This window comes from Ottowia massiliensis, from assembly GCF_900240305.1.
GTDB classification, from domain to species: Bacteria; Pseudomonadota; Gammaproteobacteria; order Burkholderiales; family Burkholderiaceae_C; genus Ottowia; species Ottowia massiliensis.
Window position 1 is genome coordinate 1,473,205 of record NZ_LT964854.1, and the last position, 24,472, is coordinate 1,497,676.

The 24,472-nt window shown below is 63.0% G+C and carries 18 protein-coding genes and 1 CRISPR repeat array; of the genes, 13 read left to right on the plus strand and 5 right to left on the minus strand.

Going from position 1 to position 24,472, the window contains the following annotated elements:
* The first annotated feature begins 90 nt into the window (after nucleotides 1–90).
* Both C1720_RS06720 and C1720_RS06725 read left to right on the plus strand, forming a co-directional pair.
* Complete coding sequence (locus tag C1720_RS06720; protein ID WP_102283671.1) at nucleotides 91–3,021, plus strand: DNA topoisomerase III; 2,931 nt, start codon at nucleotides 91–93, stop codon at nucleotides 3,019–3,021.
* Nucleotides 3,022–3,308: 287 nt separating this feature from the next.
* Complete coding sequence (locus C1720_RS06725) at nucleotides 3,309–4,052, plus strand: uracil-DNA glycosylase (RefSeq protein ID WP_102283672.1); 744 nt, start codon at nucleotides 3,309–3,311, stop codon at nucleotides 4,050–4,052.
* Nucleotides 4,053–4,301: 249 nt separating this feature from the next.
* Here the strand turns inward: C1720_RS06725 and C1720_RS13670 are convergent, their stop codons facing one another.
* Nucleotides 4,302–4,445: a hypothetical protein gene (locus C1720_RS13670; RefSeq protein ID WP_158241655.1), complete on the minus strand. Its 144-nt coding sequence runs from the start codon at nucleotides 4,443–4,445 to the stop codon at nucleotides 4,302–4,304.
* Between the two features lie 125 nt (nucleotides 4,446–4,570).
* The gene (folP, locus tag C1720_RS06735; RefSeq protein ID WP_102283674.1) at nucleotides 4,571–5,434 is read right to left on the minus strand and encodes a dihydropteroate synthase; all 864 of its coding nucleotides are present in this window, start codon (nucleotides 5,432–5,434) and stop codon (nucleotides 4,571–4,573) included.
* 561 nt (nucleotides 5,435–5,995) lie between these two features.
* On the opposite strand from folP, the gene C1720_RS06740 reads away from it, so the two are divergent.
* Nucleotides 5,996–6,838, plus strand: a complete 843-nt coding sequence (locus C1720_RS06740) for a ChaN family lipoprotein (protein WP_102283675.1) — start codon at nucleotides 5,996–5,998, stop codon at nucleotides 6,836–6,838.
* Nucleotides 6,839–6,872: 34 nt separating this feature from the next.
* Nucleotides 6,873–8,891: a CRISPR direct-repeat array (repeat unit 36 nt; unit sequence GTTCCGGATAGAGCGCATTTCCCAGTGATCTAAAAT).
* 72 nt (nucleotides 8,892–8,963) lie between these two features.
* Here the strand turns inward: C1720_RS06740 and cas2 are convergent.
* The 3 genes from cas2 to cas9 are packed head-to-tail and all read right to left on the minus strand — an operon-like array spanning nucleotide 8,964 to nucleotide 13,420.
* Nucleotides 8,964–9,290, minus strand: coding sequence for a CRISPR-associated endonuclease Cas2 (gene cas2, locus C1720_RS06745; RefSeq protein WP_199170968.1), 327 nt, complete (start codon nucleotides 9,288–9,290; stop codon nucleotides 8,964–8,966).
* Between the two features lie 10 nt (nucleotides 9,291–9,300).
* Nucleotides 9,301–10,230 carry a type II CRISPR-associated endonuclease Cas1 gene (gene cas1, locus C1720_RS06750; protein ID WP_102283677.1) on the minus strand — a complete coding sequence of 310 codons (930 nt, stop codon included), beginning with the start codon at nucleotides 10,228–10,230 and terminating at the stop codon, nucleotides 9,301–9,303.
* Nucleotides 10,231–10,249: 19 nt separating this feature from the next.
* Nucleotides 10,250–13,420 (minus strand): type II CRISPR RNA-guided endonuclease Cas9, encoded by a 3,171-nt coding sequence (gene cas9, locus C1720_RS06755; RefSeq protein WP_102283678.1) that lies wholly within the window; start codon nucleotides 13,418–13,420, stop codon nucleotides 10,250–10,252.
* An 804-nt stretch (nucleotides 13,421–14,224) separates the two neighbouring features.
* Between cas9 and C1720_RS06760 the strand changes: the two genes are divergently transcribed.
* The 10 genes from C1720_RS06760 to gspM all read left to right on the plus strand — a co-directional run bounded on the left by C1720_RS06760 (nucleotide 14,225) and on the right by gspM (nucleotide 24,235).
* Nucleotides 14,225–15,922 carry a long-chain-fatty-acid--CoA ligase gene (locus C1720_RS06760; RefSeq protein WP_102283679.1) on the plus strand — a complete coding sequence of 566 codons (1,698 nt, stop codon included), beginning with the start codon at nucleotides 14,225–14,227 and terminating at the stop codon, nucleotides 15,920–15,922.
* Between the two features lie 388 nt (nucleotides 15,923–16,310).
* On the plus strand, nucleotides 16,311–18,056 hold the full coding sequence (gspE, locus tag C1720_RS06765) for a type II secretion system ATPase GspE (protein WP_102283680.1): 1,746 nt from the start codon (nucleotides 16,311–16,313) through the stop codon (nucleotides 18,054–18,056).
* On the plus strand, nucleotides 18,049–19,272 hold the full coding sequence (locus C1720_RS06770; protein WP_102283681.1) for a type II secretion system F family protein: 1,224 nt from the start codon (nucleotides 18,049–18,051) through the stop codon (nucleotides 19,270–19,272). The genes gspE and C1720_RS06770 overlap by 8 nt, the downstream gene beginning before the upstream one ends.
* 24 nt (nucleotides 19,273–19,296) lie before the next feature.
* Nucleotides 19,297–19,749: a type II secretion system major pseudopilin GspG gene (gspG, locus tag C1720_RS06775; RefSeq protein WP_050715027.1), complete on the plus strand. Its 453-nt coding sequence runs from the start codon at nucleotides 19,297–19,299 to the stop codon at nucleotides 19,747–19,749.
* A gap of 167 nt (nucleotides 19,750–19,916) precedes the next feature.
* The gene (locus C1720_RS06780) at nucleotides 19,917–20,420 is read left to right on the plus strand and encodes a GspH/FimT family pseudopilin (RefSeq protein WP_050715026.1); all 504 of its coding nucleotides are present in this window, start codon (nucleotides 19,917–19,919) and stop codon (nucleotides 20,418–20,420) included.
* Complete coding sequence (locus tag C1720_RS06785; protein ID WP_102283683.1) at nucleotides 20,417–20,935, plus strand: type IV pilus modification PilV family protein; 519 nt, start codon at nucleotides 20,417–20,419, stop codon at nucleotides 20,933–20,935. Before C1720_RS06780 ends, C1720_RS06785 begins: the two co-directional genes overlap by 4 nt.
* Entirely contained in the window at nucleotides 20,932–21,579 is a 648-nt protein-coding gene (locus tag C1720_RS06790) for a type II secretion system protein GspJ (protein WP_102283684.1), read from the plus strand. The genes C1720_RS06785 and C1720_RS06790 overlap by 4 nt, the downstream gene beginning before the upstream one ends.
* Before the next feature lie 173 nt (nucleotides 21,580–21,752).
* Complete coding sequence (locus C1720_RS06795) at nucleotides 21,753–22,562, plus strand: type II secretion system minor pseudopilin (protein ID WP_158241656.1); 810 nt, start codon at nucleotides 21,753–21,755, stop codon at nucleotides 22,560–22,562.
* A 33-nt stretch (nucleotides 22,563–22,595) separates the two neighbouring features.
* A complete protein-coding gene (locus C1720_RS06800) occupies nucleotides 22,596–23,687 on the plus strand; it encodes a PilN domain-containing protein (protein ID WP_102283686.1) in 1,092 nt (363 codons plus the stop codon).
* A complete protein-coding gene (gene gspM, locus C1720_RS06805; protein WP_102283687.1) occupies nucleotides 23,684–24,235 on the plus strand; it encodes a type II secretion system protein GspM in 552 nt (183 codons plus the stop codon). The genes C1720_RS06800 and gspM overlap by 4 nt, the downstream gene beginning before the upstream one ends.
* The last annotated feature ends 237 nt before the right edge of the window (nucleotides 24,236–24,472 follow it).

Below are 24,472 nucleotides of genomic sequence, written 5' to 3' on the forward strand. Positions count from 1 at the left end.
CAGCCCGCGCGGGCGGCGGGGCGTTTTTTGCTATCTTGAACTCATGTGCGCGCGAGGGCGTGCGCACGCGAAGCAACGGATTGTAAAAGCATGAAAACCCTGGTCATTGCCGAAAAGCCCTCTGTGGCGCAAGACATCGTGCGGGCGCTTGCGCCCGTGGCGGGCCGCTTCGACAAGCACGAAGACCATTTTGAAAACGAGCAGTACGTGGTCACGAGCGCCGTGGGCCACTTGCTGGAAATCCAGGCGCCGGAAGAATTTGATGTCAAGCGCGGCAAATGGAGCTTCGCGCACCTGCCGGTGATTCCGCCGCACTTTGACCTCAAGCCCGTGGAAAAGACCAAATCGCGCCTGGCCGCCGTGGTGAAACAGGCGCGCCGCAAGGACGTGGGCCGCCTGGTGAACGCCTGCGACGCGGGGCGCGAGGGCGAACTCATCTTCCGCCTGATTGCGCAATATGCGTTTGACGGCAAGCACGCGCCCAAGCCCGTGGAGCGGCTGTGGCTGCAAAGCATGACGCCGCAGGCCATACGCGAGGGCTTTGGCCGCCTGCGCAGCGACGCGCAGATGCAGGGCCTGGCCGATGCCGCCCGCAGCCGCAGCGAGGCCGACTGGCTGGTGGGCATCAACGGCACGCGCGCCATGACGGCCTTCAACTCGCAAGGCGGCGGCTTTTTCCTCACCACCGTGGGCCGCGTGCAAACGCCCACGCTGGCCATCGTGGTCGATCGCGAGGAGCAAATCCGCAAGCACGTGCCGCGCGACTACTGGGAAGTGCACGCCACTTTTCTGGCGCAGGCGGGCAGCTACCCGGGCCGCTGGTTTGACCCCGACTGGAAAAAAGACCCGCAAGACGCCGAAAAGCGCCCCGAGCGCCTCTGGAGCGCCGACGAAGCCGCCCGCATTGCCGCCGCCGTGCGCGGGCAGGCGTGCAGCGTGCGCGAAGAAAGCAAGCCCAGCACGCAAGCCAGCCCGCTGCTGTTTGACCTGACTTCGCTTCAGCGCGAGGCCAACGGGCGCTTCGGCTTTTCAGCCAAAACCACGCTGGCGCTGGCGCAGTCGCTTTATGAAAAGCACAAGGCGCTCACCTACCCCCGCACCGACTCGCGCTGGCTGCCCGAAGACTATCTGCCCGTGGCCCGCCAGACTTTCGAGATGCTCGCCGCCAGCGCCATGCCCCACCTGGCCGGGCACGCGCAAACGGCGCTGGCGCAAGGCTGGGTGCGCGCCAGCAAGCGCATTTTTGACAACGCGAAGGTGAGCGACCACTTCGCCATCATCCCCACGCTGCAAGCGCCCGGCGCGCTCTCGGAAGCGGAGCAAAAGCTCTACGACCTGGTGGCGCGCCGCTTCATGGCGGTGTTCTTCCCCAGCGCCGAATACCTCATCACCACGCGCATCACCACCGCCACGCACGCGGGCGCGCATCACCACTTCCGCAGCGACGGCAAAGTGCTCGTCAAGCCCGGCTGGCTGGCCATCTACGGCAAAGAGGCCGAAGCCGAAAGCCAGGCAGCAGGCCAAAAAGGCGAAGCCGCCGCCAAATCGCTCGTGCCCGTGGCCGCTGGCGAGATGGTGCGCAATGAAGCCGTGGACATCCGCGCGCTGCAAACCCGCCCGCCCGCGCGCTACAGCGAAGCCACGCTGCTGGGCGCCATGGAAGGCGCGGGCAAGCTCATCGACGACGAAGAGCTGCGCGCCGCCATGCAGGAAAAAGGCCTGGGCACGCCCGCCACGCGCGCGGCCATCATCGAGGGCCTGCTCACCGAAAAATACATGCTGCGCGAAGGCCGCGAACTCGTGCCCACCGCCAAGGCCACCCAGCTCATGACCCTGCTGCGCGGCCTGCAAGTGGAAGAACTCAGCCGCCCGCAGCTCACCGGCGAATGGGAAGCCAAGCTCGCCCGCATGGAGCGCGGCCAGCTCGCCCGCGCCGACTTCATGCGCGAAATCGCGGACATGACCGCCCGCATCGTCGCCAAAGCCAAGGAATTCAACCGCGACAGCGTGCCCGGCGACTACGCCACGCTCACCGCCGCCTGCCCCAACTGCGGCGGCCAGATCAAGGAAAACTACCGCCGCTACGCCTGCACGGGCCAGGCCGCAGGCGGCCAAGCGGGCCAGGGCTGCGGCTTTTCCATCACCAAAACGCCCGCAGGCCGCACCCTGAGCGTGCCCGAGGCCGAGGCGCTGCTGGCCCAAAGGCGCATCGGCCCGCTCGAAGGCTTTCGCAGCAAGGCCGGCTGGCCCTTCACCGCCGAACTCACGCTGGCCGAAGACGCCGAAGCGCCCGGCCGCTACAAGCTGGAATTCGACTTTGGCGACAGCGCCCCTTCCGAAGAAACCCCCCAGGCCGCGCAAGAGCTGGCCGCCCAGCCCAGCCTGGGCCCCTGCCCGCGCTGCGGCAGCGCCGTCAAGCTGCTGGGCAAAAACTACGTGTGCGAAAAATCCGTGGCCACCAGCGCCGCCCCCGCCAGTTGCGACTTCAAAAGCGGCCAAACCATCCTTCAGCAGCCCATCAGCGCCGAGCAAATGGGCAAGCTGCTGCAAACGGGCAAAACCGACCTGCTCGACAAATTCATCAGCAACCGCACCCGCCGCCCCTTTGCCGCCCGCCTGGCCTGGAGCGCCGGCGATGGCAAGGTGATTTTTGAATTCGAGCCGCGCGAAGGCGCGCGCGCCCGCCCGGCCTACAGCCGCGCCGCGCCCGCCGCCAGCGCGGCAAAACCCGCTGCAAAAACAGCTGCCAAAACCACCACGAAAGCCGCCGCCGAAAAGAAAAAAACCCCGCGCGCCGGCAGCCTCCAGCCCAGCGCGGCGCTGGCCGCCGTCATCGGCCCCGGCCCCTTCGGGCGCGGCGAAGTCATGCAAAAACTCTGGGACTACATCAAGGCCCACAACCTGCAAGACCCCCAAGACAAGCGCACCCTCATCGCCGACGAAAAGCTGCGCCCCCTGTTTGAAGCCGACCGCATCGGCATGTTCAAGCTCGCGGGCATCGCGGGCAAGCACTTGTCCTGAGCGCCTGCCCGCAATCTGGCCGTGGGCAGGCCCCCAGCCGCTGCACTGCTCCGAAAACCCTTAGTTTTTTGCTATTTATCTAATAGCATCAGGTCTTACTGGAATGTGCGATGGCGGCGGTTTTTGAGGGCGTGAATTCGCTCTCAAAAATAAAGCGGTCAGCGTGCCGCCCCGGACTGGCGCGCCTCTGTGGCATGGCTTGGGCCTTGCCTGCGCGCGCAGGCGCAGTCTGAAGGGGGCTGAAGCCTAGACTCGCTGCCTTCTTCGCCACTTCAAGGAGTTTTGCCATGCAGCCTGACCAGCTTTGCAGCGCAGACCCCGCCTGCTGGCCCGTGGCCGAGGGCTGGCGGGCCGCGACACAGGCGTTTTTCGCCAGCGCCGCCGGGCACAAGCTCTTGCGCTTTTTGCAGGCGCGCCTGGACGCGGGCGCAAGCATCTTTCCGCCCCAGCCGCTGCGCGCGCTGGAACTCACGCCGCCCGAGCGCGTGCGCGTCGTCATCCTCGGGCAAGACCCCTACCACGGGCGCGGGCAGGCCGAAGGGCTGGCCTTTTCAGTGCCCCCGGGCGTGCCCCTGCCGCCTTCGCTGCGCAACATCTTCAAGGAACTGGAGCGCGACCTGGGCGTGCCCGCGCCCGCCTTTCCGCGCCCCGGCGGCAGCCTGGCCGGCTGGGCGCGGCAAGGCGTGCTGCTGCTCAACACCTGCCTGACGGTGGAAGAAGGCCGCGCGGGCAGCCACGCCGGGCAAGGCTGGGAGCAGCTGACCGACGCGCTGATCGCTCAGGTGGCCCGGGGCAGCCGCCCCATCGTGTTCATGCTTTGGGGCGCGCACGCGCAGTCCAAGCAGGCGCTGATTGCGGCCAACAGCGGCCCGAATAGCGACCCCCATCACGGCCATCTGGTGCTGCTGGCCAATCACCCCTCGCCCCTGTCGGCCACGCGCGGGCCGCGCCCTTTCATCGGCTGCGGGCACTTTGGCGCGGCCCGCGCGTTCCGCGACCGGCAGGGCCTGGCGCTGCCGCCAGATTCATAACGCAGTCATAACGCAGGCCCATCCAGGCGGGCATTGGAGCCCGTTCAGAGCGCGCGCGGCTTGACCCTCTTTCAAGCGCCAGGCATTGCGCTCCAGCGCTTCGAGAACCTGCCCGGCGCGCGCCTGCGCGGAAGCAGAAAAGCCGTGCGAAACAGGCAGGCTCCCAGATGGATACACGGAAATAAACGGTGTTTCTTGCTCCTGTAAGCATAGCTATGGGTCCTAGTGGAACCTGCGCGGAAGGCTGTTTTATGCCTGCTGAATTTGCTCCTGTTTTTGGTTCGGCTTGATGGGTGCTGCGCCGATCTGGCCGGGATCGGTGCGCTTTGGATTTCCGCTCTCTGAAAAAGGCCAAAGCGCCATCACCGCCAACGGCGGGCTTGGCGCGCCCATCGCATGTGCGGTGAGGTTTGGCCTCGCGCCGCAGGCTGGGCAAAGCCGCTTTGGCCCCCCGTTTTGGCGCCCGCGCTCCAAGCCCAAGAGCGGAGCCGCTGATGACGGCGCAAGCGCGCGCGGCTTTATCGGGCTGGCTGCAAGGCCGCCCAGACTTTGAGCGCCTGGGCGGTTTCGGCCACGTCATGCACGCGCACGATGGCGGCGCCGCGCTCAACCGCCAGCAAGGCTGCGGCTACGCTGGCGCTGATGCGCTCTTGGGGCGGGGGCGGCTGCTGCCCCGGCGCGGCCAGCGCCGCCCCCAGAGAAGATTTGCGCGACCAGCCGATCAGCAGCGGCAGCCGCGCGCTCAACAGCTCGCCTTGCCGGGCCAGCAAGGCGAAGTTTTGCGCCACCGTCTTGCCAAAGCCAATGCCAGGATCCAGCGTGATGCGCTCGGCCTGCACGCCATGCGCCTGAAGCGCCTGCGCCCGCTGCTGCAAAAAGGCCAGCACCTGCGGCACAGGATCGCCCGGCATGGGAGCCAGCTGCATGGTCTGCGGGTTGCCGTGCATGTGCATCAGGCAAACGCCGCAGGCCGGATGGCGCGCCACAGCTTCCAGCGCGCCCGGCTGGCGCAGCGCCCAAATGTCGTTGATGATGTCCGCCCCCGCATCCAGCGCGGCGGCCATGACTTCGGGCTTGTAGGTATCGACCGAGACGGGCGCGCCCATCCGGACAGCCTCGCGCAGCACAGGCAGCACGCGCGCCAGCTCTTGCGGCAGTGAAACGGCGGGACTGCCGGGGCGAGTGGATTCGCCGCCAATGTCCAGAATGTCCGCCCCCTCGCGCAGCAGCCGCTCGCAGTGGCGCAGCGCCGCAGCCGCGCTGGCATGCTGGCCGCCGTCTGAAAACGAATCGGGCGTGACATTGACGATACCCATGATGCGCGGGCGCGCCAGATCAATGCGAAAGCGGGCGGTTTGCCAATGAAGGGGGCGGTGTGTCATACAAATGGAGAGCAGGCGGCTCTAATAATGAAAGGCATGCTGCATTTGGCCATTTTCAGCATGGCCTGATAATCTGGCGAAGCAGAAAGCGCATTTACGCCATGAACCGAATGCATTATATATGAGGCACCGGAGCTGCGCAGTTTATATCTCTCAGCAAGAAACCAATAAACAGGTCGGCCCTATGCGCAGGATTTGCAATGACAAATTCTGCTTTCTTGAAAAAATCTGCTTCAGGCCGCCGCTCATGCAATTTCAATTGATGCATGGCCTTGCGCAAGGCCGAATAATCTGTAAAAGGAATGATTATTGGGCGGGCGGTTTTGTGCTATTCAGAGCAAAGCAGAGGCGGTTTTGGGGCCTGATTGTTCCTGGCTTGAAAAAGGGGCGTGCGCGAGCAGCTTGCCGTGAATGCAATAGCGCCCGTTTCAGTGCGCGCCAGCGCTTGCGGTTGATTCAGACGTGAGAGCGGGCATGAGAGCCATTGCACCATCTGTCGTAGCATGACGGCGGCTCACAAGCCTGCTTTGGCCCTTTGGCCCATTCCGCCGGGAACATGACATGCGCACACTTCTTCTGCTCGCTCCACTGGCATTGAGCGCCTGCATTGCTGCAACGCCCACTGAAATTGACGCCCAGCAACTGGAACGCCTGCTGCCCGCCCAGGCGCTGCTGATTGGCGAGCAGCACGACGCTCCTGATCACCAGCGGCTCCAACGCCAAGTCATCGACTGGCTGGCGGCGCGCGGGCAACTGGCTGCCGTTGCCCTTGAAATGGCCGAACAGGGCCACGACACCCGCCGCCTGCCCCGCTCTGCCAGCGAAGCCGCCGTGCAACAAGCGCTGTCCTGGAACGACCGCGCCTGGCCTTGGGCCAATTACGGCCCCGCCATCATGGCAGCTGTGCGCGCGGGCGTGCCCGTGGAAGGCGCAAACCTCCCCCGCGCCCGCATGAAAGAAGCCATGGGAAACCTTGAGCTGGATACCCAGCTGCCCGCCTCCTTGCTGGCTCTGCAGCAAGACCGTTTGCGCCAAAGCCATTGCGATTTGCTGCCCGCAGAGCAGACGGCGCCCATGACACGCATCCAAATCGCCCGCGACATGACCATGGCCGCCACACTGGCCCGCCTGGCTGAACAAGCGCCCTCCAGCCAAACAGTCATCCTCATCACAGGCAACGGGCACACCCACCGCGCCCTGGGCGTCCCACGCTTCTTGCCCCAACACCTTCTCACACGGGTTCTTTCCGCACGCGCCCGTTCGGCTGCGGGCAAGCCGCACTCGCAAGAAGACCCCGCCGAAACATCCGCCCTGGCTCCCTCGGACATTATCTGGCTCACTTCGCCCATTCCGCCGCTTGATTACTGCGGGAAACTGCAAAAACAGATTACCGGAAGCAAATAAATCTTGGTATATATTGGCTGCTGCTTTTGCTGGAGTTCCGGATAGAGCGCATTTCCCAGTGATCTAAAATAGAACGTTCCTTCTTGCGTGGGTGTTCCCAGTTCCGGATAGAGCGCATTTCCCAGTGATCTAAAATGTTATACACCTGACACATCTCCGCAACTGTGGGTTCCGGATAGAGCGCATTTCCCAGTGATCTAAAATCGGGCAGCGCGCCTAAAAACGCATCCGCGCGTTCCGGATAGAGCGCATTTCCCAGTGATCTAAAATATGCCGTAGCTCATGCAAAAGCCTTGATTAGTTCCGGATAGAGCGCATTTCCCAGTGATCTAAAATCTAGAGCCAATGCTTCGCCGCTCATGCGGCGTTCCGGATAGAGCGCATTTCCCAGTGATCTAAAATCGCTTTGCGGAGCGTGTGCATTGCCAGCTAGTTCCGGATAGAGCGCATTTCCCAGTGATCTAAAATTTCAGCTAGAGTTCTATTGCCTAGTGCCGTGTTCCGGATAGAGCGCATTTCCCAGTGATCTAAAATCCGGGGGCACTTATAACGTGCCAGCGGATGGTTCCGGATAGAGCGCATTTCCCAGTGATCTAAAATGAACCTGCCGTTATAGAAAACGGGGCGTTCGGTTCCGGATAGAGCGCATTTCCCAGTGATCTAAAATTGCGCGCTGTAGCTGATGCTCTTCGCGCTCCGTTCCGGATAGAGCGCATTTCCCAGTGATCTAAAATGCCGCAAACAAGGCTGCCTCTTTGCACAGGTTCCGGATAGAGCGCATTTCCCAGTGATCTAAAATCATCGACGCCGCCGACTGGCCGCTGGCCTTGTTCCGGATAGAGCGCATTTCCCAGTGATCTAAAATACACATGCCGACGATCTGCTGCACGCGGCGGTTCCGGATAGAGCGCATTTCCCAGTGATCTAAAATGCAGCGGCTCCGCAGCGCTACCTAGTGGATGTTCCGGATAGAGCGCATTTCCCAGTGATCTAAAATCAGACGGCAAATGGGGCGCTGCCGTATCGTGTTCCGGATAGAGCGCATTTCCCAGTGATCTAAAATGTTAGTCATGCACAATACAGCTATGTTGATGTTCCGGATAGAGCGCATTTCCCAGTGATCTAAAATGCAGGCACAAACCATCAACGACAGGGTCAAGTTCCGGATAGAGCGCATTTCCCAGTGATCTAAAATTACAGCCAGCGGCGTTTCGGCATTCTCGCTGTTCCGGATAGAGCGCATTTCCCAGTGATCTAAAATCTGCCGCGCGATGCACAGGCGTACTTGTGCGTTCCGGATAGAGCGCATTTCCCAGTGATCTAAAATTAATTACATGCGGAATCCTCAGAGCCGCCTGTTCCGGATAGAGCGCATTTCCCAGTGATCTAAAATCTTCCACGTTGGATGCGCCAACATCGATAAGTTCCGGATAGAGCGCATTTCCCAGTGATCTAAAATCTCTAATGCCATCTTTATATTGCTTTTTGTGTTCCGGATAGAGCGCATTTCCCAGTGATCTAAAATGTTGCCCGTGCCACATTACTTTTCCCCTCAGTTCCGGATAGAGCGCATTTCCCAGTGATCTAAAATCCCTTGCCCGCCCTGCCCGCTACCTAGGTTGTTCCGGATAGAGCGCATTTCCCAGTGATCTAAAATGCTGCAAACGATTCATGTTGTGCGCACGCAGTTCCGGATAGAGCGCATTTCCCAGTGATCTAAAATCGGAAACAAAACGGTCATGATTGTTGCGATGTTCCGGATAGAGCGCATTTCCCAGTGATCTAAAATCCATCCTTTGGCTTCTTGCCCATGATTCCGGTTCCGGATAGAGCGCATTTCCCAGTGATCTAAAATTGTAGCCGTTGCAATAGGCTTCATCTTCATGTTCCGGATAGAGCGCATTTCCCAGTGATCTAAAATTCGCATCTGTAACCTACCGGCGTTTCGTAGGTTCCGGATAGAGCGCATTTCCCAGTGATCTAAAATCCCGCCACCGACCGATCGCCATTTGTGCATGTTCCGGATAGAGCGCATTTCCCAGTGATCTAAAATTCCAGAACACCTAACTCCTTGTCGCCAAACACCTTTTAGGTGCTGCGAGGTATAAAAAAGCGTTGTTCAACATCAGAAGAGATCGAACTGATCTGGTGTTTTCGGTGGGGCTTGTCGCATCTTGCTGTGGAAGGTGATGATGCGCTCATACTGTTTGTCCGTGAATTGAAGTAGGTTGACCTTGCCGCCCGCGGGAAGGATGGACTCAACGCGTTTTGCGTAGGTGTCAATTTGAGTCTGGCTTGTGCAAAAGCGCATGTAAACGCTGAGCTGGCTCATTTCAAAACCCATGTCCAACAAGGCCTTGCGAAAGTCTGTGGCGGCCTTCCGCTCGACTTTTTCCAGCACGGGTAGATCGAACATCACCAGTATCCACATCAGCCTGTACCCGGAAAGCATGGTGAATCCATCATGAAGGGCGCAGGTTGCCTGTCAGAGATAGCGGCAGACCGGGCAAGGGCAAGTCCAACTTTTCTCTTTGACCAACGTAAACCTGTGCTAAAGAGGTGGCCAACTTTTGCATGCACACCATCATGGGAGTGGTCCCTGCGCTGGTCTGCATGTCGTCATAAAGAATATGCGCCAGCATTCGCTTGGTTTCAGACGTGACTTGATGATGACCTGAACATTGCAATCGCCAGACTTTCAAGTCAATCATGGGGCGAAAGGGTTCCATCAAATCATCGACCAAGCGCATGGGGTTGCCATCGTTACTGTGATGCAGTCCCACGCTAGGATGAAGCCCTGCTGCGACAACAGCTCTTGCAGTGGCGGAACGAACAATGGCGTAGCCATAGTTGAGCAGAGCATTAATGCCTTCGCCCTGCTGATCACGCCGAAAATCTTTTCCGAAAAGAAGTGTCCAGTAACGGCGCGCGCCTTGGGCTTCCATATTTTCAGGGTCACCGCTGCGAACTTTTTTCGCCAATGCTGCAAGGGGCATATGAGGAACGCCTGTGGCTTCCAGGGCGGCAGCTTGTTGTTCTAGCTTGCATTTAACGATGGCTGCCCAGAGGCGTTTGCGCGTCGGCTGGCTGGCAGCAATTTGCGCCTCCATGCGGTGGGCTTGTACATGATGTCCATTCAGCGTCAGCAGCATCCCTACGGCGTTGTGGTTGGCGGCACAAAGCACAAATGGAACGCCACGCTCGGCCAAGGCCACTAGTAAATTCCCGGTATAGGTGATGCCGTATGCATTGGCGATGACGGCTGCGATGTCATCTAGGGGTACCTGACCCAAAAGCCGGCGTTCGCCTTCCGTATCGTGCACGACCATGAAACCCCGGCGTACGGATAGATGCCGTCTGTCGTCTGCGATTTCGACAATGTGTCCAATCATGGCGCTCTCTTTTTTACTTTTAAAAGCCGGGATCGTGCAATTCGCCTATTGGAGAGATGGTGATACGCCTAGCCTTAGCCTTCTGAAAAGAGCCCGCATATTTAGACACGTAAGCGAATGGGTCTGTTTTGTCGCTATTTCGTTTATCCACATTGGCTTCATGCACAGGAGCCATGAATACTTGACCATTTCCGGTTATTTTGACAACCCGCAGCGTTTTTTTGTTGCCGTCCAGCTCCAGCCGAACACAATCATCAATCATTAGCCGCATGACCAGTTTTTTGGGTTTCCCATATACATCCAGCGTCTGTGCCAGTGTTGGATGCCGTAAGCGGCGAGGCCCCTGTTTGCTGCCCAGTCGTCTGACAATGTCATAAGCTTGGAAAGTGGTAATCACATTTCCTTCCCATTTTCCCTGTTCATTCTGTGTGATTTCAATGCAGTCATTGCTGCCGCCCACATAGCCTTTATACGCTAGCGGCTGCCCTTGCGCGTCCACACCATGCCGCAGATTTTGGGTAGGCTCAGTGATTCGAATCAGATGAGTGATTTCCCGCCCCGTGCTGCCATCGGCTTTTGTTTTTTGCCTGATGGAGCCGTCTTTCCGGATGCCGTAAGCCGTTTCTTCCATCATGGGGCCTTCATAACCATGATCCGGCTTGTGACTGACCCATATGCATTGAATGGCGCGCTTCACATGGTCTCTGTAGGTTGCCCAGGGAACAGGCATGTTTTCCACCAGTTTTTCTAGTCCATTCCCGCGCACATCCGCGCTGGCTTGCGCAAATCGTTGCAACAGTCCTTGATCCGTCACGCCAATTACACAAGCATCCACGGCATGGTGGCGGTGGTCATCGCGATTTTTCTCGCCATTGAGGCCCAGTACGTCATTCAGACCAAATTTGGCGCGCAGCAGCGCTGTCATCTGTCCAGGAATCACTCTCGTGCCGAGTGGGCACACCAGCTCCATATATGTTTTGGCGACTCGTGAGAGATAGCGAGTGTCGTTCAGTGCTCGCGCCAGAAAATCCTTGTCTTCTTTCAACCAGCGTTCATAGCCATCGCGTGAGAAACGGTAGCGTTTGGCCTTGGGCATGCGCTCGGCGCGTTGCAGAATGCTGTCATATGACCAGCCTTGGCGTTCAAAGTCCTCCCGCGCCTGCCACGGCGTGCGGTTGCCCTTGATGCGGTTGGCCTGTCGCATGGCAACTGTGCGGTTATTCAAGGAGTTGTCCAGCGTTTGCGAAAACGGCAGGATGTGCTCGATTTCCACTTGGTTGGACAGCAGCATCTGCGCACTGATCTGCACGCCACTGTAGGGGCAGCGCCGATCGGCCACGTCAAAGCTCAATTCTTCCCAGAGAATCCATTTCTGCACGTCGGCATGGCTCACTCGTTCTTCGGCGCAGCCGCGCATGCTGGCAATTTCGCGGCGAATACGCTCATTGCGCTTCTGGTAATCGGCCTGCCGCTTTTGCTCCTCCTGTTTTTGTTCGCGGCTTTGTTTCAAATCGCGCGCCAGCTCCACCACCACTTCTGTTGGTCTTCCGTAGCGGCGAATCAGCGCATTGACCACCACCCGTAGCTGGTTCAGCCCGATATGCACTGTGGGATTGGCAATCTTTCCATAGCGTTCCTCCTCATTGCGTGGATGCTCCTTGGCAAACGCCACATGGCGTTGCAAGGCTTTGCCGTAATACGGCAGTTGTTTGAAGGCAGAGACAGGTTTGACTTCGCCCGTTGAGGCAATCACACGTTCGCCAATCCGCTCCACTTCATCGTGGCTGTGTTCAAAACCAAATCCGGAATCCAGATCGCTGTGGTGCGCAAAGCCTGCCGCCTGTACGGCTTGGTCATATGTGCGTGGCACATCTATTCCATTTACCACCTCCGCTTCACGCAAGGCAGGAACGATGCGCGCCAGCGCTTTGCGGCTGAGTGAGCCGTAGCCATCAGGCAGCCCCGCATTGGCGATCGCCTCGGCTTGCGTGGCATTCACGCCCGTGTTGGCCTGCAGCCAGTTCTGCAGCTTTTCCTCGCTTTGCTCCGAAACCAGTTGCCAGACGATTTCATTCTGCAAAGCTTCGTCAAACTTCCACCAGTTCTCGCCAAACAGGCCGTCTTTGGACAGCGCCGCGTTCGTTGCATTGCCCTTGAGTTCCTTGCGTTTCTCATCTTCCAGATTGAACTTCACTGTGCCGTTGAGCTTGAGCAGCTTGCGCAGCTGCTCAAACGTGCGTTTGCTGTTGTGTTCCAGCGCATCCACCACGGCATCGCGCTGGGCCAATGAAAGCGGTTCCTCACGCAAGTCCGGATGCAGCAGCCGCAAGTGATTGGCTTCTTGCAGAATGCGAAAACGCTGCACGCTGGGCAGTGCCAATGGGGCACGCTCCTCATCGGGCAGCAAAGTGCAGCGCCCTGGCCTGACAGGTCGCAAATCGCGCTGAAACAGCAAAACATCACGTAATTCGCCACGCGCCTGTTCACTAAACTGCTGCGGATTGAAGGCTGCCTGTGCCGCCCATAGCGCGTCAAATTCCTCTGCAATCATCTGCCGGTCAACGTAGAGGTCGTAGCTCTTTTCAATGCGCGTCTTGCCATTGGCCTGCGCCACTCGGCTTTCGCGGTAGCGGGCGCGCGTGCCCAGGCCTGCTTGCAGGCGCTGCCACAGCCATTCGCCCACCGTGCGCGCCTTTCTTTCATGCAACTGCTGGCGCAGGTGGCTAATGGCAGCCTTCAGCGCCCCGCTGTCGTTTTCCTTCTTGTCCGTCTTGCGGTTGCTCTTGAAACCGCGCCGCTGATTGATGTGAAAGAGTGCCCGAGCAAATTCACCCGGCGTTAGCGGCGCATCCAGTCCTTTGGCGCGAAGCTCGTAGGGATTTATGCGTTCCAGCTTTTTGCGTTCAGCCACATCGGCCGGAAAAAAACCATACTCCACCAGCTTGTTCATCATGCGCGCCTTGCGCTTGAGCAGTCGGTCACGGCGGCGGCGCATGGCGCGAGCAGCGCGGCGCGTCACGGCCAGAGAGGAGCCGTCTTTCGGATTGCGCCCGTCGCTGAAGATGCGCACCCCCGCGCGGATGATGGCGTTGGGCTCATGCTGCTCATTGAGCCGCAACACGGCCCAGCCCAGCGAAGTGGATCCCAAATCCAGCGCCAAGCGGTAACGAGTGGACTTTTGTTTCGGCATTCGTTTTCCTTTTAGTGCAATTTGTTTCAAGCAAATCAATTAGTGCACGCTGACAAGCGCGTGTGCATCGGTGAAAACCCTGTGCTTTTGTTTGCAACAAGTTGCTATACTCTTCGAAGCCCTGATCACTGGGAAATGCGCTCTACCGCTAACAAGCTTTAGATGCACCAAATGGAAAGCCCCGTATACGGGGCTTTCGCTTTTCCAGAAAGCCATTCACCACCTGTTCAAGGTGGAATGCACACCATCTGAAGTTGTCTTCATGCGCTCGTGCAGTCGCAGTGGATTCCAAACAGGCTCCGTCGGCTTGATGGAGCAAATGCCCAGAGGCAAACGCATCCAGCCTTGCGGTGGGCTGTTGCCATGGTCAGCAGGCGGTCTGGACAAGTGGAGCCGGCGCTCAATATCCGTTTGAATAAATCCCTGTTTCTTGTCGCAGAGGGATCGCATTTTTCCTAGGGATTCGAGGCGCGGAGCAATTCGGAGTGGCTTCGCTAGCTTTCTCTCTCCTGTGCTTTGTCCGAGAGCTGCGCCGTTCGCCCTTCGCCGCCAGGCTGTGAGCGGGTTCTGCCAGCTTGCAAGCCCGCGTGGCTTTTACCCTCGTGAAAAGAGCGTTCAAGCCTGCCGCGCGAGCCTATCGTCTGAGACCGCTTGTCCGGCGCATAGGGGGCTGCCAGCGCCAGCAGAGAATCATTTGACGATACTTTTGGTTCAAATATGGGTTCACTTGCAGGGAAAAGAATACTTTTTCTTGTAGCCTGTCCACAATCCGCCGCGTTTTGACAGACAAAGAGGAACCCTGATATGAACCCCGCTTCGCAATGCCCCTGGCTTGGTCAATACCCTGAAGGCGTGCCCGCCAGCATTGACGTGGCCGCCTTTCCCACGCTGGCCGCTCTGCTTGAGGCCAGTTTCAGCCAGTTCGCCAGCCGGGCGGCCTTGAGCTACATGGGCCGCGAATACAGCTACGCCGATCTGGAGCGCCAAAGCCGCGCGCTGGCGGCCTTTTTGCAATCGCGCGGGCTGAAAAAGGGCGACCGCGTAGCGGTGATGATGCCTAACGTGCCCCAGTACGCCGAAACGGTGGCCGCCGTGCTGCGCGCGGGCATGGTGGTGGTGAATGTCAATCCGCTCTACACCCCGCGCGAGCTGGAGCACCAGCTCAATGACTCGGGCGCCCGGGCGCTGGTGGTGATGGAAAACTTCGCCGACACGGTGCAAGCCTGCCTGCCGCAGACCCAGGTGCAAAACGTCATCCTCGCCAGCGTGGGCGAGCGCCTGGGCTGGGCGCGCGGCGCGGTGGTGGACTTTGTGCTGCGCCACGTGCGCAAGGCCGTTCCGGCTTTTCGCCTGCCGGGCGCGGTGCGCTACGCCAAGGCCATCGCCAAGGGGCGCAGGCTGCCTTTTCAGGCCCCGCCCGTGCTGCCCGATGACATTGCCGTTTTGCAATACACCGGCGGCACCACGGGCGTGCCCAAGGGCGCGATGCTGCTGCACCGCAACCTGGTGGCCAATGCCCTGCAAGCGCAGGCGTGGTACCAGCCCGTGCTCAAAAACGTGCCTGAAGGCCAGCAAATCATCGGCATCTGCGCCCTGCCGCTCTATCACATCTTCGCCTTCACGGCCAGCCTGATCCTGACGCTGCGCATTGGCGGCAAGACGGTGCTCATTCCCAACCCGCGCGACATGAAGGCCACGCTGCGCGAGCTGGCCCGCCACAAGTTTCACCAGCTCCCGGCGGTCAATACGCTGTTCAACGGCATACTGCATCACCCGGACTTTGACAAGGTGGACTGGAGCCATTTGAAAGTGGCCGTGGGCGGCGGCTCATCGGTGCAAAGCGCCGTGGCCCAGCAGTGGCTTCAGCGCACGGGCACGCCCGTTTGCGAGGGCTACGGCTTGTCTGAAACCGCGCCGATTGCCTGCTGCAACCCCGTCACCTTGCGCGAATACAGCGGCGCCATCGGCCTGCCCCTGCCCGATACCGACGTGCGCCTGCTCGATGACGAGGGCCGCGAAGTGCCCCAGGGCCAAAGCGGCGAAATCGCCATCAAAGGCCCGCAGGTCATGGCCGGCTACTGGCAGCGCCCCGATGAAACCGCGCTGGCCATGACCGCCGACGGCTATTTCAAAACGGGCGACATCGGCGTGATGGACGAAAAAGGCTACATCCGCATCGTGGACCGCAAGAAAGACATGATTTTGGTCAGCGGCTTCAACGTCTATCCCAATGAAGTGGAAGACGTGATGGCCGCCGTGCCCGGCGTGCTGGAAGCGGCCGTGGTGGGCGTGCCGGACGACAAAACGGGCGAAGCCGTCAAACTCGTTGTCGTGCGCAAGGACGAGAGCCTCACCGAAGAAGCGCTGCGCCAGCACGCCCGCCGCTGTCTGACGGGCTACAAGCGCCCCTCGCGCATCGAATTTCGCGCCAGCCTGCCCAAATCGCCCGTCGGCAAAGTGCTGCGCCGCGAGCTGCGCGAGCCTGCGGAAGAGGGCGAATGACTCTGCCGGCGCAGGCATCTTCTGCCGCGCTGGCAGCGGCAGCCCGGGCCGCCTCGAAGATGGCGCCGCGTGGCGGGATAGGCGGAATACGCCCATTTGCCTGCCCTTTAATTCGCTCTTTTATTCATAGCATGAGGTCTTAGTGTGATTTGCGCGAATTGGCATTTCTGGCCCCTTAATTTGCTCTTGTTTTGATATTTCCTGGCAGACAAAGCCCGTGCGCCTTGGCGCTGCAATGCGAGCGGCGAGGGGGCGGGCATACCGTTCAGCAATGCCGTCAGGGGGAAAGCGGCGGGCAAGCGGTTTCCCGGCGGGCCGCGCCCATTCCGTGTGCGCTGGGCGTGCGCTAGCATTGCGCCCCGTTTTTGCCCACCCAGCCTGCCCGTTCATGTCTTCACGCCCTGTTGCCGCCCCTCTTTTTGCCGCTGATGACTGGCCGCGCTACGGCGAGCGGCTGGTGCGCGAGGGCAAGCTGGGCGCGCGCGATCTGGAGCGGGCGCTGGCGGCGCAGCGGGAGATGGGCGGCTCGCTCGACCGCGTGCTGGTGAGCCTGGGGCTGGTGTCTGATGTGGATGCCGCGCGCGCGCTGGCCGATCATCTGGGCGTGCCTTTCGTGACGGGCGATGCCTTTCCGGCCGTGCCGCCGGAGCCGCAAGGGCTGCTGCCGGGCTTTTTGCGCGCGCATCACGTGCTGCCGCTCGCGCAGGACGACGCGGGGCGGCTGCACGTGGCGATGGCCGCACCGCAAGACGCCTTTGTGTGCAAGGCGCTGCGCCTGAGCACGGGGCTGGAGGTGCTGCCCGCCGTGGGGCTGGCCGCCGAGATCGACAAGGCGCTGGAGCGCCTGTTCGAGGAGCCTTCCGCCGAGGCCGAGGGGCCGGAATCGGGCTTTGGCCCGCTGGGCGAGGGCGAGGCGGGCGATTTCGTGGAGCACCTGCGCGATCTGGCCAGTGAAGCGCCTGTTATCCGCCTGGTGAACAACATCATTGGCCGCGTGATCGAGCTGCGCGCCTCTGACATTCACCTGGAGCCGTTTGACGACGGCCTGCACGTGCGATACCGCGTGGACGGCGTGCTGCTGCCCGGCGAAATCGTGCCGCCGCAGCAGGGCGCGGCGGTGAGTTCGCGCGTGAAGCTGCTGGCGCATCTGGACATTGCCGAGCGCCGCCTGCCGCAAGACGGGCGCATCAAAACGCGCGTGAAGGGCCGTGAGCTGGACTTGCGCGTGTCCACCGTGCCCACGGTGTATGGCGAAAGCGTGGTGATGCGCGTGCTCGACCGCGCCAGCGTGCGCTTCAGCCTGGAAGACATGGGCTTTGAAAAAGACACGCTGGAGCGCTTCAACCAGCTCATCGCCCGCCCACACGGCATTTTGCTGGTGACCGGCCCCACGGGTTCGGGCAAGACGACCACGCTCTACGCGGCGCTGGCCAAGCTGGACGCGGCCACGCAAAAAATCATCACCGTGGAAGACCCCGTGGAGTACCAGCTGGAGGGCATCAACCAGATTCAGGTGCACGCGCAAATCAACCTCACCTTCGCCAGCGCGCTGCGCTCCATCCTGCGGCAAGACCCCGACATCATCATGATTGGCGAAATGCGCGACGGCGAGACGGCGCAGATTGCCGTGCAGTCCTCGCTCACCGGCCACCTGGTGCTTTCCACCCTGCACACCAACACCGCCGCCAGCGCCGTGGTGCGCATGCAGGACATGGGCGTGGAGCGCTACCTGATCACTTCCACCGTCAATGGCGTGCTGGCCCAGCGCCTGGTGCGGCGCCTGTGCGGGCACTGCAAGGCGGCCTTGCAGCCCGCGCCCGCGCTGCTGCAAAGCTCCGGGCTGGGGCGCTTTCTGCCCGAGGGCGCGCCCATTTACAAGGCCGTGGGCTGCGAGCGCTGCCGGGGCACGGGTTACAAGGGCCGCACGGGCATACACGAGCTGATGGTGGTGGATGACGCGCTGCGCGCCGCCATCTTGCAAGGCCAGGACGCCGCCAGCCTTCAGCATCTGGCCGTGCAGCGCGGCATGCACACGCTCTATGACGACGGCCTGCGCAAAGTGGCCGCCGGCCTGACCAGCCTGGATGAAGTGCTGCGCGTCACGCAAGACAGCCAGGAAGGCGCAGATGCCTGAATTTCTCTGGCGCGCCGCCCATGCCGACGGCCAGGCCGCCGAAGGCCGCACCGAAGCCGCCGCCGAAGCCGATGTGCTGCGCCAGCTGCGCGAGCGGGGGCTGACGCCCATACGCGTGCAGCCGGCCGGCCAGGCCGAAGGCGCGGCGCTGGCCGGCCCGCGCCCGCGCGCCGCGCGCGGCCCCGTCAAGCCCGCCGACGTGCTCTCGCTCACCAGCGAGCTGGCCATCATGCTGCGCGCCGGGCTGGCGCTCGATGCCGCGCTGCGCGTGCTCATCGACATGAGCCACAAGCCCAGCGTGCGCGCCATGCTGGAAAAAGTGCTGGAAGACGTGAAAGGCGGCGCGCCCTTCAGCCGCGCGCTGGCCGCGCACCAGGCGCACTTTGGCGACTTCTACATCAACATGATCCGCTCGGGCGAAGTCAGCGGCCAGATGCCGCAGGTGCTTGACCGCCTGGCCGGCCACATGCAGCGCCTGCGCGCGCTGCGCGAGAGCGTGGTGTCGGCCACGCTCTATCCGGCCATCTTGCTGGGCGTGGCCGTGCTGTCGCTGGTGGGCATGCTGGGTTTTGTGGTGCCGCAGTTTGAAAAGCTGTTCAAGGACATGGGCGACGCGCTGCCCATGCCCACGCGCGTGGTCATGCTGCTGGGGCAGGGCTTTCGCCACTACGGGCTGGCGCTGGGGCTGGGCGCGGCGGCGCTGGGCTGGCTGGCCTGGCGCTGGCTGCGCACGCCGGCGGGGCGGCAGTGGTGGCAGGCGCGCCTGATTGCGCTGCCGGTGCTGGGCCCCATCGTGCGCAAATACCAGCTCACGCTCTTTGCCCGCTCGCTGGGCACGCTGCTGGACAACGGCGTGCCGCTGCTGGCGGCGCTGCACATTTCGGTAGAAACCGTCACCCATCAGGCCCTGCGGCAGGCGCTGGCCAAAATGGCCCCGCTCGTCAAGGAAGGCTCGCGCATCGTGCCCGCCATGCGCGCCACCGGCGTTTTCGAGCCGCTGGCCATCAACCTGGTGCGCGTGGGCGAAGAAACAGGCCGCGTCGGCGCCATGATGAACGAGCTGGCGGCCATTCTTGACCGCGACGTGGAAACCGGCATCAAGCGCGGGCTGACGCTGCTCGAACCCGCCCTCATTCTCGTGCTGGGTCTCTTGATTGCGGCCATCATCGTCTCCATCCTGCTGGGCATCATCTCCGTCAATGACCTGGTGAAGTAAACCCCTCTACAGAAAGGAAAACCCATGCGTTTCATGCGCCTGCAACCCACGCCCGCCCGCGCCCGCGCGCATGCCCAGGCGGGCTTCACGCTCATTGAGCTGCTGGTGGTCATCGCCATCCTGGCCCTGCTGGCCGGGCTGGTCGGCCCGGCAGTCATGGAGCGCTTTGGCGGTGCCAAAACCAAAACCGCCAAGCTTCAAATCGAGGAAATCGCCAAGTCGCTGGACATCTACAAGCTCGACACGGGCCGCTACCCCACCACGGCAGAAGGCCTGGCTGCGCTGGACAAGAAACCCGGCTCCGTCAGCGGCTGGAACGGCCCCTACATGAAAGGCGGCGTGCCCACCGACCCCTGGGGCAACCCCTACCGCTACGCCAACCCCGGCCCCAGCGGCGGCCTTGAAATCGCCTCCTACGGCGCAGACAACGCGCCCGGCGGCGAAGGCGAAAACGCCGATGTGAGCAATGGCCGCTGAACGGGCGGGCCGCAGTCCGGCCCGCCGCGCGCCAGCTCTCTTTCCTTCTTTATTTGCTTCTTTTCCAATAGCAAGAAGTCCCCGTTCTGATTGCGCCAAACGCTTTTTGCGGGGGCTGGATTTGCTCCTTGTCCAGGAGTAAATGGCTTCAGTCCGCCGCTTTCCGCATGCCCTCGCTTCGCTTCGCCCCGCGCGCGCCACACCGCTTCAGCGGCTTCACCCTGGTGGAGCTGATGGTGGTGTTTGCCATTTTGGCGCTGGTGATGGCGCTGGCGCCCGCTTCGCTGGGGCGCATGTACGAGACGGCGCAATACCGCAGCGCGGTGCGCGGCATCGTCACTGAAATGCGCGCGGCGCGCCAGCGGGCGCAAAGCGAAGGCGTGGAGGCGCGCTTTACGGTGAACCTGCGCGAGCGCACTTACGGCATGGAAGGCGGCGAGCGCCACGCCGTGCCCGATTCGCTGCAACTGCGCGCCGTGGCGGCGCGGCAGGAAACGAGCGCTGACGGGCAGGAGATGGGCATCCGCTTTCTGCCGCGCGGCGGCGCCACGGGCGGCAGCGTGGATCTCATCCGCCCCTCCGGCAGCGGCGTGCGCCTGCGGGTGGACTGGTTTTCTGGCCGCGTGGAGCAGGAGCCAGCCAGCGGCGAGGCAGCGGGAGCAACGCCATGAACGCCGCCGCAGCGCCTCAAAAGAAGGAGCAAATCAAACGCCCCGAGAAAGGCGTTTGCCGCAATGAATACGGGGACTTCCTGCTATTGAACAAGGAGCGGAATGTCGCCCTGAATGCCGCCCTGCAAGGCGGCTTTTCGCTGCTGGAAGTGCTGGTGGCCTTTGCCATCATGTCGCTGTCCATCGGGCTGCTTTATCAGGCGATGGGCAGCAGCGCGCGGCAAACGGCGGACGTGACGGCGCGCGAGCGGGCGGCGCTTCTGGCCGAGTCGCTGCTGGCGCTGCACGAGACGGTGCCCGCGCAAGGGCTGGCCGAAGGGGGCGAATCGGCGGGCATGGCTTGGCAATTGCGCAGCGCGCCCTTTGCCACGCCCGTCTCGTCGGCCAACCCTGCCGCGCCGCTGCTGCACGAGCTGCGCATTACCGTGCGCTGGGGCGACGGCCCGCCGCGCGAGATGACGCTGCAAACCCTGCGCCCCGAGCAGCGCCCGCAACCCGGAGGGCTGATGCGATGACGCGCCAGCGCGGCTTTACCCTGATGGAAGTGCTCATCGCCATGGCGCTGCTTTCGCTGCTGATGCTGGCGCTGGGTTCGACCCTGTACTCCGCCGCGCAAACCGAAGAGCGGGTGGACGCGCGCGTGCAGTCCGCCGAAGACTTGCGTCTGGCCGCGCGCTTTTTGCAGGAGGCGCTCTCGCAAGCCTCGCTGCGCCCCGTGCGGCAGGGCAACGAGCGGTTGCGGCCCTTTTTCAGCGGACAGGAGCAAGCCGTGGAATGGGTGGGCGTGATGCCCGCGCGCTACGGTCTGGGCGGGCGGCACTTCATGCGCCTGGCGCTGGAGCGCGATGTGAACGGGCAAGGCCGCCTGGTGCTGCGCTACGCCCCGTGGAGCGATGAGCCGGGCGGCATTGACTGGGCGCGCGCGCCGTGGCAGGCGCTGGCGCAGCCGGTCACGGGCCTGTCCATCCGCTACCGGCACCCCTTGAGCGGTGAATGGGTGGGCGACTGGGCCGCCGCCGCCGGACGGCGCGCGCGCATTCCGTCCGCCGTGGCGCTTGACATTCGCGGGCCGCAGCCGCCCTGGCCGCTGCTCATCGTGCCCATGCGCGCGCCGCTGGCCTCGGATACCGACGCGCGCAGCGAGGGGTTCGGGCCATGAAGATCCAGACAGGCACAGGCTGGGCCGCAGCGGCGGCGGGCGGACTTTTTCATATCAGGAACAGGAGCAAATTCAGGGGGGGTAAAAGCGGCTTTTGCGCTTTCTGCACTAGGACCTCATGCTATGGATCTGGTAGCGCCAAAAGCGGCCGGAACAAGGGCCTGGCCCTGATCATGGTGCTGTGGATCGTGGCCGCGCTCAGCCTGCTGGTGGTGGGCATGAGCCAGACGGTGCGCGGGCAAGTCAGGGCCGCGCAGGCCGTTTCGGAGCAAGTGGCCGCGCAGGCGCTGGCCGAAGGCGCCATCGCGCTGGCCTTGCAGCAGCTCAAGGCCGAAAGTGCGCGGCCGGAAGGCATGGCCGCCACGCGCGTGAGCTACGGCGGCGTGGAGATGCAAGTGCTGGTGCAGCCCCTGAGCGGCCTGATTTCGCTGAATGCCGCCCAGCCGCCCCTGCTCTCGGCCCTGCTGCAAGTGGCTGGCGGCGTGCCCGAAAAGCAGGCCGACCAGCTGGCGCACGCCATCGACACCTGGCGCGCCGGCGGCACGGGCGACGCCACGCGGCGCGTGCCCCGCCGCCAGTTCGAATCGGCGGATGACCTGCTGCTCGTGCCCGGCATGGATTACGCCACCTACGCCCGCATCCGCCCGCTGGTCACGGCAGACACCTACCAGCACACCAACGTGAACCCGCTGGCCGCACCCCTGCCGGTGCTGCTCGTGCTGGCGCGCGGCAACGCCGCCGTGGCCCAGCGCATTGCCAGCCGCCGCGACGCAGGCGAGGCGGGCGTAGACACCACGGGGCTGGACCCGGCGCTCACCGGCGCGGGCTTTTCACAATTTTTCAGAGTCACAGCCCGCGTGCCGCTGGATGCGGGCAGAATATTCAGCCTCGCGCACGACGTAACGCTATCTGCTTATTCATCTTCCATTGCGCCCTGGCGCACCTTGCGGACGCAGGGGCAGGTTTTGCCTGCAGGAAGCTAGCTTCCGTTCGCTCCGCTCCCTCTTCCCTTTCACATGGCATTGGCACCTTCCAGCGATCCGCGCCTGTTCGGCATTGACCTTGGCCAGTGGCTGCGCCAGTGGCAGTCTGCCGCTGCGCTGCTGCTGGCGCACCCGGCGCTGGGCGCGCTCACGCCCGCCGTGCGCGTGCGCCTGCACCAGGCCAGCGGCCAGCGCACGCTCTGGAGCGTCAAAAACGGCGAGGCCGAGCCGCTGCCCGCCAGCGCGGGCGCACCGCAGGCCGAGGCCATCGAACTGCCGCGCGAAGAGGCGCTGGAGCGCACCCTCACCCTGCCCGCCCTGCCGCAGGCCGATCTGGACGAAGCCGTGCAGCTGGAAGTGCAGGCCATCACCCCCTTCAAGCCCGAGCAGACCGTGGCGGGCTACCGCAGCGCGCCTCTGGGCGATGGCCGCGTCCGCGTTGATTTGGCGCTGACTTCGCGCCAGCGCCTGGACGCGCTGCTGCTGCAACACGCCCGCGTGAGCCGCCCCGAAGTGTGGGTGCTGCCCGCCAGCGGCCACGCGGTCAGCGCGGCGGGTGGTGCGCTGCGCCCCATTTGCATGCCGTCTGATGGCGCGCGCGTGCGAAAGGCCCTGACCGCCCGGGGCCGCCGCCTGCGGCTGGCGCTGCTGGCCCTGGCGTTGCTGCTGCTGCTGGCGCTGGCCGTCACGCCCACGCTGCAACTGCGTCAGCGCGCCATTGCGGCGCAAAGCGCCTATGCCGCCATGAGCGCCCAGGCCGCCCCCCAGATGGCCGCGCGCGAAGCCCTGCAACAGCAGGCCGACCGGCTGGCCCAGCTGCAGCAAGCCACAGGCCCCCAGCTGCGCCTCGTGCCCGCGCTGGCCCTGCTGGCCGAGGCCATGCCCTCCAGCGCCTGGATCAGCAACTTGCGCACCGAGGGCGAAAAAGTGTTCATCAGCGGCTTTGCCGAAGATGCCGCCGCCCTCGTGCAGCGCCTCAGCCAGCAAGATGGCATCCACAGCGCCCGCCTGTCATCGCCCGCCATCCGCAACGCCAACGCCAAGCAGGAAAGCTTCACCATTGAAGTGGAGTTCGCCCCTGCTTTGCAACGCCTCTCGCCCGCAGGCGGGGAGGCCGCGCCATGAACGCCGCCCGCAACCCCGAGCGCATCTGGCTGGCCCTGCTGGCCGCCGCGCTGCTGGCCTGCCTGGCGCTGGGCGCGTTCAAGGTGTATGACAAGCACCGCTGGGCTGCCTTGCGCCTGGCCGAAATCGAGCCGCGCTACGCCCGCCTGGCGGGCCTGCAAGCCAGCGCGCCGCAGCTGGACGAGCTGGCGCAGCAGCTGCGTGAGCGCATGGCGCAATACGCCTATCCGGCGGGAGACGACCCCTCCTACGCTGGCAACGGCGCCTTGCAGCGCGTGCGCGAGCTGGCCGCCGCCGCCGGCTTGAGCGTGACCAGCAGCCAGGCGCTGGCCGCGCAGGAAAAAGAAGGCTTCTACCGCGTGGGGCTGAACCTGCGCCTGGAAGGCGAATGGGCGTCCATGGCGAAGCTGCTGCAATCCATCGCCGCCCTGCGCCCGGCCGTCTATGCCGAAAGCGTGCAGATCAACAGCCTGGCGGGCCACATGCCCGAAGGGCCGCAGACGGTGGCCGTCATGCTCAACCTCTTTGTCTTGCAGGAGCGTCCGTAAGCGCGCCTTTTTCGCGCCACTTCAGCGTCATTTCCTGCGCCATTGCACATGCCCCGCCCGTCCCGCACCTTGTCCAGCGCCACGGCGGGCTTGGCCTGGCTTGGCGCGGCGGCCACGGGCGGCGGGCGGCCGCCTGTCCCCTTTTCACCACTCACGCCGCCGACCATCCTGCGGCGGTTGCCCTGTGTGGTCGTCTCTCGCCCCGGAGCACACGTTCCATTCTTCCTCGGTAACCTT

Bases quoted from the DNA above. Each gene is read 5' to 3' on its own strand.
- gspE (WP_102283680.1), top strand. From the start codon at position 16,311: ATGTCTTCACGCCCTGTTGCCGCCCCTCTTTTTGCCGCTGATGACTGG.
- C1720_RS13670 (WP_158241655.1), bottom strand. From the start codon at position 4,445: ATGGGCGCGCCAAGCCCGCCGTTGGCGGTGATGGCGCTTTGGCCTTTT.
- gspM (WP_102283687.1), top strand. From the start codon at position 23,684: ATGAACGCCGCCCGCAACCCCGAGCGCATCTGGCTGGCCCTGCTGGCC.
- cas1 (WP_102283677.1), bottom strand. From the start codon at position 10,230: ATGATTGGACACATTGTCGAAATCGCAGACGACAGACGGCATCTATCC.
- C1720_RS06720 (WP_102283671.1), top strand. From the start codon at position 91: ATGAAAACCCTGGTCATTGCCGAAAAGCCCTCTGTGGCGCAAGACATC.
- C1720_RS06790 (WP_102283684.1), top strand. From the start codon at position 20,932: ATGACGCGCCAGCGCGGCTTTACCCTGATGGAAGTGCTCATCGCCATG.
- cas9 (WP_102283678.1), bottom strand. From the start codon at position 13,420: ATGCCGAAACAAAAGTCCACTCGTTACCGCTTGGCGCTGGATTTGGGA.
- C1720_RS06770 (WP_102283681.1), top strand. From the start codon at position 18,049: ATGCCTGAATTTCTCTGGCGCGCCGCCCATGCCGACGGCCAGGCCGCC.
- C1720_RS06725 (WP_102283672.1), top strand. From the start codon at position 3,309: ATGCAGCCTGACCAGCTTTGCAGCGCAGACCCCGCCTGCTGGCCCGTG.
- folP (WP_102283674.1), bottom strand. From the start codon at position 5,434: ATGACACACCGCCCCCTTCATTGGCAAACCGCCCGCTTTCGCATTGAT.
- cas2 (WP_199170968.1), bottom strand. From the start codon at position 9,290: ATGCTTTCCGGGTACAGGCTGATGTGGATACTGGTGATGTTCGATCTA.
- C1720_RS06800 (WP_102283686.1), top strand. From the start codon at position 22,596: ATGGCATTGGCACCTTCCAGCGATCCGCGCCTGTTCGGCATTGACCTT.
- C1720_RS06795 (WP_158241656.1), top strand. From the start codon at position 21,753: ATGGTGCTGTGGATCGTGGCCGCGCTCAGCCTGCTGGTGGTGGGCATG.
- C1720_RS06760 (WP_102283679.1), top strand. From the start codon at position 14,225: ATGAACCCCGCTTCGCAATGCCCCTGGCTTGGTCAATACCCTGAAGGC.
- gspG (WP_050715027.1), top strand. From the start codon at position 19,297: ATGCGTTTCATGCGCCTGCAACCCACGCCCGCCCGCGCCCGCGCGCAT.
- C1720_RS06740 (WP_102283675.1), top strand. From the start codon at position 5,996: ATGCGCACACTTCTTCTGCTCGCTCCACTGGCATTGAGCGCCTGCATT.
- C1720_RS06780 (WP_050715026.1), top strand. From the start codon at position 19,917: ATGCCCTCGCTTCGCTTCGCCCCGCGCGCGCCACACCGCTTCAGCGGC.
- C1720_RS06785 (WP_102283683.1), top strand. From the start codon at position 20,417: ATGAACGCCGCCGCAGCGCCTCAAAAGAAGGAGCAAATCAAACGCCCC.